This window comes from Paraburkholderia sp. Ac-20336, from assembly GCF_017105025.1.
Taxonomy (GTDB): Bacteria; Pseudomonadota; Gammaproteobacteria; order Burkholderiales; family Burkholderiaceae; genus Paraburkholderia.
In genome coordinates, this window is the sequence record NZ_JAAGPS010000175.1 from 1 (window position 1) to 12,730 (window position 12,730).

General features: G+C 65.4%; 11 protein-coding genes. 7 read left to right on the forward strand and 4 right to left on the reverse strand.

What is annotated here, in order from left to right; all coding sequences use genetic code 11:
- Nucleotides 1-530: 530 nt before the first annotated feature.
- Nucleotides 531-1,022: an HrpB1 family type III secretion system apparatus protein gene (locus tag GXB81_RS28620; protein WP_167044136.1), complete on the forward strand. Its 492-nt coding sequence runs from the start codon at nucleotides 531-533 to the stop codon at nucleotides 1,020-1,022.
- A 150-nt stretch (nucleotides 1,023-1,172) separates the two neighbouring features.
- Entirely contained in the window at nucleotides 1,173-2,354 is a 1,182-nt protein-coding gene (locus tag GXB81_RS28625) for a hypothetical protein (RefSeq protein WP_205990971.1), read from the forward strand.
- A 333-nt stretch (nucleotides 2,355-2,687) separates the two neighbouring features.
- Here the strand turns inward: GXB81_RS28625 and GXB81_RS28630 are convergent, their stop codons facing one another.
- Nucleotides 2,688-3,542: a formyltransferase family protein gene (locus GXB81_RS28630; RefSeq protein WP_205990973.1), complete on the reverse strand. Its 855-nt coding sequence runs from the start codon at nucleotides 3,540-3,542 to the stop codon at nucleotides 2,688-2,690.
- Between the two features lie 410 nt (nucleotides 3,543-3,952).
- Here GXB81_RS28630 and GXB81_RS28635 point away from each other — a divergent pair, with 410 nt between their 5' ends.
- A complete protein-coding gene (locus GXB81_RS28635; RefSeq protein ID WP_167044128.1) occupies nucleotides 3,953-4,432 on the forward strand; it encodes a hypothetical protein in 480 nt (159 codons plus the stop codon).
- Between the two features lie 137 nt (nucleotides 4,433-4,569).
- Here the strand turns inward: GXB81_RS28635 and GXB81_RS28640 are convergent, their stop codons facing one another.
- Nucleotides 4,570-5,388, reverse strand: a complete 819-nt coding sequence (locus GXB81_RS28640) for a phage tail tip lysozyme (RefSeq protein WP_167044126.1) — start codon at nucleotides 5,386-5,388, stop codon at nucleotides 4,570-4,572.
- 479 nt (nucleotides 5,389-5,867) lie between these two features.
- Here GXB81_RS28640 and GXB81_RS28645 point away from each other — a divergent pair, with 479 nt between their 5' ends.
- A complete protein-coding gene (locus tag GXB81_RS28645) occupies nucleotides 5,868-6,353 on the forward strand; it encodes a hypothetical protein (RefSeq protein WP_167044002.1) in 486 nt (161 codons plus the stop codon).
- 323 nt (nucleotides 6,354-6,676) lie between these two features.
- Here the strand turns inward: GXB81_RS28645 and GXB81_RS28650 are convergent, their stop codons facing one another.
- Nucleotides 6,677-7,138 carry a lytic transglycosylase domain-containing protein gene (locus tag GXB81_RS28650; protein ID WP_205193005.1) on the reverse strand — a complete coding sequence of 154 codons (462 nt, stop codon included), beginning with the start codon at nucleotides 7,136-7,138 and terminating at the stop codon, nucleotides 6,677-6,679.
- 196 nt (nucleotides 7,139-7,334) lie between these two features.
- Nucleotides 7,335-8,771: a helix-turn-helix transcriptional regulator gene (locus tag GXB81_RS28655; protein WP_167044121.1), complete on the reverse strand. Its 1,437-nt coding sequence runs from the start codon at nucleotides 8,769-8,771 to the stop codon at nucleotides 7,335-7,337.
- 613 nt (nucleotides 8,772-9,384) lie between these two features.
- Between GXB81_RS28655 and GXB81_RS28660 the strand changes: the two genes are divergently transcribed.
- The 3 genes from GXB81_RS28660 to pilO2 form a co-directional block, all read left to right on the forward strand.
- Nucleotides 9,385-10,449 carry a TcpQ domain-containing protein gene (locus GXB81_RS28660; protein ID WP_346777823.1) on the forward strand — a complete coding sequence of 355 codons (1,065 nt, stop codon included), beginning with the start codon at nucleotides 9,385-9,387 and terminating at the stop codon, nucleotides 10,447-10,449.
- Nucleotides 10,446-12,167 carry a PilN family type IVB pilus formation outer membrane protein gene (locus GXB81_RS28665; protein WP_205990979.1) on the forward strand — a complete coding sequence of 574 codons (1,722 nt, stop codon included), beginning with the start codon at nucleotides 10,446-10,448 and terminating at the stop codon, nucleotides 12,165-12,167. The genes GXB81_RS28660 and GXB81_RS28665 overlap by 4 nt, the downstream gene beginning before the upstream one ends.
- A 22-nt stretch (nucleotides 12,168-12,189) precedes the next feature.
- Nucleotides 12,190-12,730 (forward strand): type 4b pilus protein PilO2 (gene pilO2, locus GXB81_RS28670; protein WP_205990980.1); only part of this gene is annotated, 541 nt, incomplete at its 3' end.

The following is a 12,730-nucleotide window of genomic DNA, read 5'->3' on the forward strand; positions in this document are numbered from 1 at the left end:
TCCCGGGCGAGGCCGGGCCGTGAGCGTCGACAGCGTATCGAGGGCAGCCGGCATCGACGACGGCCGGGAGCGGGTCGCGGCCGCTGCTCGGGATGCATTCGTTTGGGACGGCTTCTCGCCGCCGGTCGCCGAACTGCCGGGGTAGGGAGTGCTGTGCCGCCGCGGCGAGCCGATGCCGTTGTCCATGGTGTCTCCGTATTTGATTGATGGCCTTGTCCGATACAAGGCATATGGCACAACGTTATGCAGTCCTTTTCGACGACCGGATAACCCGCGCGAAGTATCGGCCGACAACGCGAACTTGCCGGCATCGCCGTGGCCGGCCGTCCACCCGGCAACCCGCGCCGCCATCTTCGCCCCGCGATCGATTCGTTCGCATCGGAAGCACGATGGCGCGGCGGATGCCGGAAACTCGGCGTCAAGGGGATGTCCCTGCGGTACGAGCGTGAATCCGGCCGCAATGCACTCGACGGCCGCGCGTCGTCGACGCGCACTTTTTGATTACAGCACTCCAAGCAAACGAGGAAATCGTGACTGACACAGGATGCAGGGACGACGTAGCCAGCGGCCTCACGAAAGTATTGTGGACGGCGTCGCAACTCGACAATGAATCGGACTTCGAGGATCTGCTCGATGCCATTCGCGTGTTGCGGCCGAAGTGGTCGGGCGTCGGCACGGTGGCCGCGTGGCGCTACGTGCGGCGGCAGAAATGGATGGACGCGCGCCGCGTGCTGGAAGACGAGGACGAGCAGATCAAGCGCTCCGGGCTGCACGCGGCGCTGATGGCGCTCTGCCTGTTCGGCCTCGAAGACCCGCTGTGGCACAGCTACGCGCGCATGGCCGCGGAGCAGCGCGAGAGCCCGGACGCGGCGCGCATCGGCTTCCGGCTGCTCGAACGCGCGGCGAAATCCGACCTGCGCGCCGCACCCGAACCGACACCCGAGCCTGCCGTCAGTCAGACGGCTTCAGCAGGACAGGATACCGCCGGGTTCTCGGCCGGGATGTCGTGGGTTCGTGCGTAAACCCGCGTCGTCGCGTGCCGCGAGTCAGTTCGCATTTCCAGCGCGATGTTCGCACCGGAGAGCGAGAAACCGAAATCGCGCTCATAGACTGGATTCGCTGGGAAGTAATCGTAAAACCTTCTTGACCTCACCTCACAGGCAGAAAACATCATGATTTCGAACACCACGTTTCAGAATTACCCGACCGATCCGACTCTCTATCTGAACGCCCTGAAGCAGCAGGCGGCGAACGGCGGTGGCGACCAGCAAACGTTGATTCAGGACCTGATCCAGGAACTGAGCCAGATGCTGCAGCAGATGCAGAACGCCGGTTCCGGCGCGGCGCCGTCGATGCCGGCCATGCCGTCGGCCATGACGCCGAACGGTGCGGCGCCGACGACCGGCGGTGCGATGCCGGCGCAAACGGGCGGCGCGATGCCGTCGACGATGGGTGGCGCCCAGCCGGCCACGGGTGGGATGACGGCGCAGAACGCATCGGGCGTGCTCGCGTCGTACATGGACCAGAACAACATCGGCGCGACCGATCCGGACGCGATGTACCAGCTCGCGACGAACGCGAACGGCAGCACGCCGCCGATGGTCCAGCAGGCGGCGCAGTACATGATGGCGAACCCGAGCGTCTACCAGCAGATCGAAACGCACGACGTGGCGGGCACCGACGGCAAGTCGGCCGCCAGCAACTTCCGGTGGGCGGCCCAGGGCGGCCTCGGCCAGGCCGGTAACGTGCCGGCCGGCGGCACGGGCGCGGCGGCTCCCGCGTATGCGATGCCGCCGCAGACGGGCGGCGTCCCGATGGCTTCGGGCGGGATGGGGTATCCGGTGTCGCCGCAGGCAGGTGGTGTCCCGATGGCCTCGGGCGGTATGGGGTACCCGGTGCAGCCGCAGATGGGCGGAATGATGGCACAGCCGCCTGCGTATTCGATGCCGCCGCAAGCGGGCACCTCGGGCGACCTCACCGCCGACGGCAAGCCGCTGCAGCAGGCGGGCGAAAGCCAGGCGCTGTCGGCGTTCAGCCAGCAGGACCCGGCCGGCTTCCAGGCGTTCGAGAGCGCGCTGTCCCACGGCGACGGCAACACCGCGACGCACGTACTCGCGAACTCGATCAGCTCGGGCAAGATCAGCACGGGAACGGGCGCGGCGCTCGGCTCGCGGCTGCAGCAGACCGCGAACCAGCACGGCGGTGGCAAGATCAACAGCGACGCACGCAACGCGCTGAAGAACGCGCTCGGCGGCGACGATGTGTTGACCCCGGGTAAGACGCGCGGCACGATCGCGTTCGAGCACCTGACCGGCATCAACACCAGCAGCATCCTCGGTGTGAGCACGCAGTAAGCGACGCCGACCGGCGGCCGGCGACCGGTCGCCCAACCCGGATCACGAGATACGGCCGCATCGCCCGAACGGGCGGTGCGGCCGTATTGCTTTTCCGCTTCGGCGCCGTGTGCCGGTATCTGGCATTCGCGGCATTTGCGGCACTCTCGGCATCCGGCACGATCGGGCAGGGCATCGCATGACGCGGCACCGCCGCGCCGCGCGCAAAGACGGAAGCGGCAACGGGAACGGCATCATGGAAATGAAAACGGAAACGCTCGGGGCCGTCACCGGCATCCCGAGCGTTTTTGCGTTCATGCGCCGCGGCCAATGGCCAGCGGCAAAGAAGCGGACCTAGCCGCGCATCTGAAGCCGCGCCGCCGCGCTGAACGGGCTCCATTCGAGCAATGCGACGAAGCCGTCGGCCGCGGCGACCACGATCCAGCGATGGTACTGATGGACGATCTGTCCCGGCGGGTAGTCGTGCGCCGCTTGCCACGCCATCGCGCGCCGTACGTGGACCTTCGTGCCGAACAGCGGCGCGAGGCATTCGACCTGGCCGAGCGCGCGCACGATACGCATCGCATCCGCGACGGGCCGTGTGAAGTCGAGCGTGCGCTCGCTTTCCTCGAGCTTCGGCCAGTAGCTGCTGTGCTGCTGCGGCCGGCTGTCGTGCCAGAGCCGCTCGAAGTCGCGCGCGACCCGCGACGCGAGGCGGCCGGCCGCCATCTGCAGCTTCAGCTGCAGCGCCTCGTGCCATTCGTCGGCATCGAGCGGGAAGGTCTCGGCCGCGAGCACGTTGCCGGCGTCGAACTCGGCGTCGAGGCGATGGCAGCTGATGCCCCATGCGCGCCGGTCGTCGAGGATCGCGCGCATCACCGGGTACGGCCCGCGGCCTTCGGGCAGCGGCGACGGATGGAAGTTCATTGCGTAGCGCAGGTGCCCGCGCCAGTCGGGGATGCGCCAGTCGTAGCCGGAGACGACGAGCGCATCGCAACCTTGCGATGCAAGCCAGCGCAGATCGTCGTCGTCGATTCGCGACAGCCGCGCGGGAATGCGCAGTTTGGCCGCGCGCTCGACCATCTCGCTGTTGAATTCGGTCTGGTTGTCGACGGGAATCGTGTAGAGCGCGACCGGCTCCCAGCCGGCCGCGACGAAGGTATCGAAGACGACGCGCCAGCGGTCGAAGCCGGCAAATGCGAATCGCATGGTGGATGCTCCTCGAAGGCAGCGATGGACGAATACGGCATGACCTCTCAGCGTAGCCGTCCGGCGCGTCGCGCCGCGTCCGTCATCCGAACTGTTGTCGTCGGCCGCGAATCTGGCGGCGACGCCCGTGCGATTGCTTCGCGCCATGGCATCGATATTCGTAAGTTCCGGCGATCGATGCGGATTGGGTCTGCAGACTGGGTTGTCGTCAACATCGAATTCAAGGTATCCATGCGAATCCAATCCGGCTCCCCTGCATACGCTCGGCATCAGGACACGCAGCCCTCGACGCCGACCGGAACAGACCACCGCGCGGCGCATAGAGAGGGAGGAGCAACTATGCCCGTATCAAGCAGATGTTCGATACCCAGATGAGGAAACGCCATGTGATCCGGGCCGACGAGCGAAACATGACCGATGACGAAAAGGTCGTCGCGAAACTGATTGAGCCTGGATATTCCCGCTATCAGGACGCGATGCGAGCCCCGAAGGATGGGATCGAGACCAAAAAAACGCTGATCGAATGTGCGCAGATCGTCGAGAGTCTTGCGCGAGCCCACGCTGAGTCTGAGACGAGTCGCGAGCGCTATGCCACGGTCTTTCCTGGCGGTGCAAAGCATCCGGATCAACTGGTCAAGGGGCGCGAATACACGGAGCCGGGCGTTGTCTTCGTCGGTGGCGAGCGTCGTGGCGATGACGGTTATCGAATGGAAATCACGCTGAAGAAGGGCATTCCCGTCGATGCGCGAGACCTGTATGGTCACAGGGGCGATAACGACAAAAAACTGCAGTGGCTGACGCTCCCCGGTGCGAAGTTCCGTTTTGACGGTGTGAGCGGAAGCGGAGCGGAGAAAAACAGGACTTACCGGTTCACGCAGATAAATCGTTGAACGAGCGTGGGGCGGTTGAGGAATGCGGCAACCGCCCCGGCCATCCGGCTCATATTATTCGGAGCACGAAAAAATCCCGCCTCGACGAATCGGGCGGGGTGAATCCGGGCTGGACAACCCGGAGTACGTGACCGGCTTTAGAGCCCCTGGCTCAGGAACTCCTCGGCGTACTTGTTGCGGTTCGACATTTCCGGGTCGGTTGCCTGTTCGTAGTCCTTGTCCCAGACGAGCGCCGCCTGTTCGGCCGTGGACGTGCCCTTGATGTCCGTGATCGTCTTGCTGTAGTCGGTCTTCAGTTCCTGGTCCATGAAGCCGAGGTTGGCTTGCAGGCTGCCCGGATCGAGACCGTGCTGCTGCGCGTAGTCGATTTCGCCCTGCTTGCGCGGACCGCCCCACTGGGCGAGACCCCAGCCGTTGTTGTTGTCGTCCGCGAAGTTGCTCGACGGGGCGCCCGTCGCGCCGCCCTGGTTGACGTTGCCTTGCAGGCCGCTTTCCTGTTGCAGATTGCCGAGCACGCCGGCGGCCTGCGTTGCCGTCAGGCCGAAGGTCTGTTCGAGGTTTTGCGTGATCGCCTGTGCGGCGCTGCCGCCCGACACGTTCGGCACGCTGCCGCCGCTGCTACTGCCGCCACCACCGCCACCGCTCGAAGGTGCTCCGACCGCCGGCGTGGCGCCGCTGCCCGATGGGCCACCGCCGCCACCGCCACTGCCGCCGCCACCCGTCGGCGGTGGCGCGAAGGACTGCGGCTGGGGCATCGACGCAGGCGGCGTCGATCCGATGCCGCTCGGGCCGCTGCCCGAGTCGTCCGAACCGCCGTTCATCTGCATGAGGATCTGCTGCAGTTCCTGGATCAGTGCTTCGAGGAACTGTTCGAGCTGACTGTTATCCGTGCCGCCGACCCCGCCGAGGTCGGTCATGAAGGGGGACACGCTCCCCTGAATTGCCGTCGTGGACATGCTCATCTCCGTATCGCAATGTGCCGGTTGCGTGACCGAACCTCATCGGCCTCCGGTATCGACGACTGTAGGGCCGATCGGCTGACCGGACCTGGGCGACACGAAGTTGGCTGCGAATAGGCGAAGCAGGCGATTGCGGCGCGCGAGGAAACCGGCGGATGCGAAGCGCGGTGCATACCGGCTTCGCAATTTTGTTCGCGACGTCGCGTCGGGAGAGTGGCGTTCGCGACGAAACGCCTACTCTTCAGAGGCATTTCCCGATGCGCTCCGCGTAGGTGGGGTGCGGAAGCCGTATAGCCTGGTCATCGCTTCCTGATCGACGGTGACGGATCTCGTAATTTCACAGAAGGAGCCGAATCATGGTAGCTACAGTTAAAGGCGCTGGCGATTCATTTAGCCATCTCCCTACCACCCGGGAAGTTCCGGGACAAAAACGCACACCGCCTCCAGTGCCGCCCCGGCGGGGAAGCAATGCGCAGATGGATGGGCTCAGCGGTCTCGGCCCGCGTCCGCGGCAGGGGGGGATCGACGATGGTCAGGGTGGCATGGGTAGCGCACCGACGGGGCGTCGGCCGCTCAACAACCCGTTCCTCAATATGTCCAAAGAGCCGCAGGTCATGCACGACATGGGCCAGCGGGCACGCGATATGGGCACGGAAATGGCGAGCGACGCGTTTCATACGTTCGCCCAGCATGCGCCGCTGCCGTTCGCTCCGGCACTCGACTTCGCGGCGAACATGATCTCGCCTACGCCCTTCAGCACGGGCATAGCCGGCGGCCAGCTCAACCAGATGAAACAGCAGCAGCATGAAATGCTGAAGCAGCAGACGGAGATGGCCCGTATCAACAACGAAAATACGCTCAACGCGGCGCTGATCCAGCAGAGCCAGGCGCTGACGGGCGCGCTTGCATCGGTCGCGAATGCCGGCGTCAACAACATCAAGGACGCGGCGAAGGGGCAATAAGCGAAGGTGGTGCTCGGGCCGCATGGCCCGAATTCACCACCTTCGCCGTTGCCGAACACCCGATTCGCGAAATCATGGCCCGCAGGCAGCGCCTGCGGGTTTTCTGGTTTACGTCGCCGGATCGCGCCGTCGAATTCCCTGTACGTCGTGCATCGCGCCGCGCATCGTTGTATTTGCCAATCCGCTTTGCTACGCCGTCATCGATCGCCGCATCGATACCTATCGGCTTCCACAAAGACGAATGCTTCGCGATACGAAGCATTCGGTCCGATTCGCGTCGTACGGCCACGGCACGAACGCCGCGGCACGCGCCTCGCTCGGCCTCATTCGTCCAGCGCCGGCGGCACGTTCGACAGGCGCAAGACGAGCGATTTGATCGAGTGCGCGTAGCGATCGCGCTCGGCCGGTGTTTCCGAGTGATAGGCGCCGACCGCCGCCCAGGTGTTGCCGTACTTGACCATCATCTTGTGCAGCCGCCACGCGGCGACGTAGACGCTCGAACACGGGTTCATCAGGTCCTGCTGCGAGACGCCGTAGTGCGCGAGCGTCGGCAGATGGACGGAATTGATCTGCATCATTCCATAGTCGGTCGAGCCGTTCGTGTTGCGATGGATCGCCGTGGCCTTGCCGTGCGATTCCTGCCACGCGATTGCGCGCAGCACGAGCGGGCTGACGTGCTGGTACGACGCGGCGGACGCGAAGCAGTCGGGCGCGGCCCGCGCTTCGGGGCTCGAGGCGAGGACAGAAAGGAGCGCCAGTTGCAGCGCACGAGGTGGTTTGAACATGGTGGGATTCCGGATCGGGGATGACAGGAAAGAGGCGGGGCGCGGCGAGCAGGACGACGGAAATATCGCCATGGGAATGACACGGCGCGGGCATCGCGCCCAGCCCGCCGAAACGAAACGCCGACCGCTCATGCGCGTGTCGCGCTGGGCCGGTCGGCGTTGTCGTCGTCGCCGCACGCGGACGTGCGGACGGAAATCAGCGGCCCATCGTTTGCGACGGCGCTTCCTCGAACACGCGGCGGTAGCCGTTGATCAGCGTCGAGCGATGACGCACGCCCCACTTGTGCGCGACGTCGAGCACGCGCGTGACCGGCGTGTCGTCGTCGAGCAGGTCGTCGCGGATTCGCTCCATCCGCTGGCGGCGGATCAGTTCGCTCGGCGACAGTCCGAGATGGTTCTTGAACGCGGCCTGGATCGCGCGCTCGGTCACGCCGATGTGCGACGCGACTTCGCGGACCGACAGATCCTTCTGGTCGAGGTTGTCCATCAGGTAGCGGTACGCGCGGCGGTACTTCGCCGGCAGCCGCGCGCTGACGTCGTCGGAACGCGGTGCGGCGCGGTCGGCCTTCGCCGCGTCGGCCGGCGCGCCCGACATGGACTGGTTATCGGTGCGCACGTGCTGGATCGATGCGAGCGCGTAGCGGCCGTAGTAGTGCGAGAACTCCTGCGTGCGCATCTGCTGCTGCATCACCTTCGCGCGGCAGTACAGATAGTCGAGATACCAGCGCGCGTGCTGCGTGCCTTGCGATGCGGCCGCGCCCGAGGCGTCGAGCATCGATTCGGCGAGCGGCCGGACCTGGCCGGCGATCGCCGCGAGCGTGATTTCGAGGCACAGGCTGCGGTGGTAGTCGGCGAGCCCGGACTTGCGGCTCCAGTTCAGGTGCTCGTGCAACTCGTCGCCGCCGATCGCGCCGCCTTCGGCGAGCGAGAGCAGATGGCGCAGATGCGCGAGGCGTCCGGCGAGCAGCGGCAGCGCCGTGCCTTCCGGCGCGCTGCCGCGCACCGGCGCTTCGGCGATATCGAACTCGGTCAGCACCGAGCGCCAGTAGATGTGGTCGGCGAGCCGCTCGGCGCCATGCAGCTCGTGCTGCGCGAACAGATCGCGGCGGATCGCCTCGACCACGTAGATCCAGCGGCGATCGTCGTGCGCGGCGGCGAGTTCGGCGAGCTTCGCGAGACGGCCGCATGCGGAGCGCACGCAGCCCAGATGAAACGACACGAGCGTCGCACCGACGAGCGCGTCGAGACGCTGGCGCGGCGTCGCGGCCTTTTCCTCGCCGATGCGCTTGAAGCAGCTCAGCGCCACGTTGAACTGGTTGCGGAAGAACGCCAGCCAGCCGGTGTTGCGGCACGAGGCAATGCGCAGGCCGTCGCGATCGTGGCGAATCGCCTTCTGCGCGCGGCGATGGGTTTCCTCGGCTTCCTCGTGGCGGCCGAGCGCCAGTTCGAGATCGCCGTGGATCTGCAGGTTCGCATGCGAGGGTTGCGCGTGGCCGGCATCGGTGTCCACGAGTTGAGCGGCGGCGTGCGATGCCTCGATGAGATGGCCGTCGAGAATCTTCGAGACGACGTTCGAGGGCGTGTCGTCCGAGGCGAGGGCGGAGGATGCTGCGAAGTAGACCGTCGAGAACATGGCGGGCTCCTGACTCAATGATTGGAGAAGAGATGCGACGTGAAGCAGTGAGTGCATCTTTTCATCGCGAGCCGGTTTCGACGCGAGTTTGTGATGGTCTGTTACGTTCCGCCCCGCGGGCCGGAATTCGGCCGGCGCCGAATCGGACGGTTGTTTTTTTATTAGCCCTGGCTATTCGATATTCGCATGATTGATATACGATTTGTTAATGCCTTATTTTATGGCGATTTTCATAGTATTGGTAATACTATGATGCCGAAAACGGCAACGGTCTTTTCTCTCAGGAGATATAAAGAATGCCAATCATTGTGATATAAAAAAATAATCAATATGAATTCGGCAAGATATGCAAGACTGCTGACTCTAGCCGATCCCGTCGCCCAAGGAATTTTTGGATTTCCCTTTTTATTTCAATTTTATTTCATCGCGCAATTTTTTTCGGCTGGATTGCGAAAATCGGGGCAAGCGGAATTACAGGACACGTGCCGGTCATCGGCGCGATGCTCTTAGAGTGGAAATCACAGTGTCATCAATCAAAGCGGAATGCCATCGACACCCGCGCGATGCGGCGCGTCTGCGTGTCGCATCGAAGCGGTGGAATGGAGCACTCGGCGTGCGGATTGCAATATCGGCATGCGGCGTATTGCTCCTGTGCGGCATCGCCCATGCGTCCGGCTCGCAGGTAATCGTCGACGGCGGCGAACGGATGGGCGACGTCGTGCATCAGGGCGGCCATGACGTGTCGATGCTGCGCGCGCTCGAACAGATCGTGCCGCGTACTTATAGCGTGATGGTGCCGAACGCAGGCGAGTGGGCCGATAAGCCCGTCAGCTGGCGTGCCGGCTCGGTGGTGCGCGCGCTCGGCGACATCCTCTCGGTGGACCCGTCGCTGCAGGCGCGGGTGAACACCGATCTGCACGTCGTGACCGTCGCGCAGGACCCGCGCCACGCCGGCAAGCCGCACGGCGCGGCGGAGATGCATGCGGACGCCGCCGAATGGTCGCCGCAAAACGCGCCTGTTCATTTCGCGGCAAACGTTGCCGCATCGGCCAAGCCGCCGGTATCGGCACTGCCGGTCGCGCCGCTTGTGCCGGCACGGCCGATGACGCTGGTCCGTGCCGATGCGAATGCGAACGGCAAACCGGATGCCGATGCGGGCGTGCCGATTCCGCGCGTGCAGGAGTCCGTCGTCGCCGAGGCACCCGCTGCGGTGCCGTCGCGTCCAGCATCATCGATCGCGACGTATAATACAAATGATGCTAAACACATAGTAACGACAACACCTGTTGCGGCGACCTCCATCCCGATGGAACCCGCCGCAATGCCGCTCGTGCCCGTAGCCGTCTCATCCACACCAGCATCCGCACCGCTCGCCGCAACACCGTCGGACGAAGCCGCCGCCGCGCCGCCGGCCGGCCAGATGGAGTGGCAGATGCGTACCTCGGACGGCTCGGTCCGCAACGCGCTCGCGCGCTGGGCGAACGAGGCGGGCTGGCAGTTCATCTGGGACGTGCCGACCGATTTCGCCGTCGATGCGACGGCCACGATCCACGGCACGCTGCAAGAGGCGCTGAGTCAGGTTACCGATGCGCTGTCGTCGTCGCAGGTACCGATACAGGTGGTTCTCTATACGCGCAACCGGGTATTGCGTGTCGTCGCCAAGGGAGCGAATTCATGAGCAGGCTGTATTTCCATGTCGCAGCCGCTGTCGCGTGCGTGGCACTCGCAAGCGGATGCACGGGGCTCATGGGGCAGCTCGACCGCAGCACGCGGAGCGACCTCGGACAGGCCGACAAGCTGCTCGGCCAGACCGCGTCGGGCAACAACCGCGCGGTCGCGGGTGACGACGTGATCGTCAAGGACCAGCTGTGGCTGTCCGGCAAGACGATGAAGATCGCCGCTCAATCGACGCTGCCGAAGCTGTTCGACGAGCCCGCCAGCTTCGACGGCACGGTCGATTCGCTGCGCGCTTTCGCGGATCGCGTGTCGCGTCTCGCGCGGGTGCCGGCAAAGGTCGCGCACGGCGCCGACGATGCCGCCGCGCGCGCGTCGTCGGTGGGCGCCGCGGCCGGCAGCACGCTGCCGCCGGGCGTGCCGCCGCTACCGCCTGGCATGCTGCAAGGCTCGTCGCCGGCGCCCGCCGGCGCGCAGCAGGCGATGCTCGCCGCGTTGCCCGAGCCCATCCACATCGTCTATCCCACCGGCACGCTGCACGGGCTGCTCGACGCGGCATCGGCGCGCTTCGGCGTGTCGTGGAAGTATGAAGACGGCGCGATCGTGTTCTTCTACACGGCGACGCGAGTCTACCAGGTGGTATCGATTCCCGGCGACTCGAAGCTCGACACGAACGTCGTCAGCGGCGCGAGCAACACCGGCGGCGTCAATGGCGGTGTCGCCGGCGGCAGCGCGGGCGGTGGTGGAGTCGCGGGCGGTGGTGTCGGCGGGGCGGCTTCGACGTCGTCGCCGGAAGTGTCGTCCGACAATACCGCGAACATCAAGATGAACACGCAACTGTCGGTCTATACGAGCCTGCAGACCGCGATCAAGTCGATGCTGTCGCCGGCGGGTTCCGTCGTCACGTCGCCGGCGACGGGCTCGATCGCCGTCACCGACACGCCCGAGGTGCTCGATCGCGTCGGCGAGTTCATGGAGCAGCAGAACCGCGTGCTCGCGCGGCAGGTGCTGCTGAACGTGACGGTGCTGTCGGTCACGCTGTCGGCCAACGACAGCTACGGGATCGACTGGAACGCGGTGTACCAGACGCTCGGCACGAAGTTCAATATGGTGAGCGGATTCTCCAGTCTCGTGCAGACCAGTTCGCTGAGCGCAACGGTAATCAGCCCGTCGAGCCGCGCGAGCGCGACGAACGCGATGATCAGCGCGCTGTCGTCGCAGGGCACGGTGCATCGCAGGACCTCGGCGTCGATCACCACGCTGAACGACCAGCCGGTGCCCGTGCAAGTGGCCGAGCAGAAGGGCTACCTCGCGTCGGTGTCGTCGATCGCCACGCTGAACGTCGGCACCCAGGTGTCGCTGACGCCGGGCACGATCACGACCGGCTTCAATCTGACGGTGCTGCCGCACGTACTCGACGACGGTACGGTGATGATGCAGTTCTACTCGAACATTTCGTCGCTCGTGACGCTCGATTCGTTCACGAGCGGTGGCCAGACAATCCAGCTGCCGACCGTCGATACGCGCAACTTCCTGCAGCGGATCGCGGTGAAGTCGGGCCAGACGCTCGTCCTCAGCGGCTACGAGGATCTCAACGACCAGAACAACCGGCAGGGCATCGGCACGCCGTCGAACTACGCGCTCGGCGGCGGCTTCAACGCCGATCATTCGCGCCAGGTCATCGTGATCCTGCTGTCGCCCGTCACGACGAACGGCGCCTGACGCGCGCAGCCGGGGATCGTTCATGGCGACGCAAGTCATTCAGATCGGCCGTCAGCGCTTCGTCTGCGGGCTGTTCTGGCAATCGTTGTCCCGCCGGCACGCGCTGCGCGCCGAGGCGGTCGAGCTCGCGGGCCGCCTGAACTTCGACGCGATGGTGCTGCGGATCGACCGCAACTTCGCGGGCGCGGGGTTCGCGAGCACGCGGGAAGGCGCGCAGCTCGGGCTGCCGTCGCTCGGCGCGCTGGTGTCGAAGGTGATCGCGACCGAAGGCGCGTTCTACGACGGCCGCCAGCAGCCCGCGCCGAACTGGCTCGGCGCGTTCAAGCTGGCGGACGGGCGCTGGGTGTATTTCGCGGTGCGCGACGGCGCATTCCTGCCGAACGGCGACTGGGTCGGTTCGAGCGAGGAAGTGTTCGAGCGGCTGCATGGCGACTACGGCCTCGGCGGCTGGAACGTCGTGATCGGCGATCCGCAGATCGAGGTGCAGGGCTTCCACAACTTCTACGCCCGCAGCATCGAAGAACTGCTGCCGCGTCGCGGCGGCCGGCTGCTGTTGCCGCGCT

Coding starts and splice junctions, on each gene's coding strand:
- GXB81_RS28650 (WP_205193005.1), bottom strand. CDS start 7,138: ATGTTCAAACCACCTCGTGCGCTGCAACTGGCGCTCCTTTCTGTCCTC.
- GXB81_RS28640 (WP_167044126.1), bottom strand. CDS start 5,388: ATGTCCACGACGGCAATTCAGGGGAGCGTGTCCCCCTTCATGACCGAC.
- GXB81_RS28635 (WP_167044128.1), top strand. CDS start 3,953: ATGACCGATGACGAAAAGGTCGTCGCGAAACTGATTGAGCCTGGATAT.
- GXB81_RS28625 (WP_205990971.1), top strand. CDS start 1,173: ATGATTTCGAACACCACGTTTCAGAATTACCCGACCGATCCGACTCTC.
- GXB81_RS28665 (WP_205990979.1), top strand. CDS start 10,446: ATGAGCAGGCTGTATTTCCATGTCGCAGCCGCTGTCGCGTGCGTGGCA.
- GXB81_RS28645 (WP_167044002.1), top strand. CDS start 5,868: ATGGATGGGCTCAGCGGTCTCGGCCCGCGTCCGCGGCAGGGGGGGATC.
- GXB81_RS28655 (WP_167044121.1), bottom strand. CDS start 8,771: ATGTTCTCGACGGTCTACTTCGCAGCATCCTCCGCCCTCGCCTCGGAC.
- GXB81_RS28630 (WP_205990973.1), bottom strand. CDS start 3,542: ATGCGATTCGCATTTGCCGGCTTCGACCGCTGGCGCGTCGTCTTCGAT.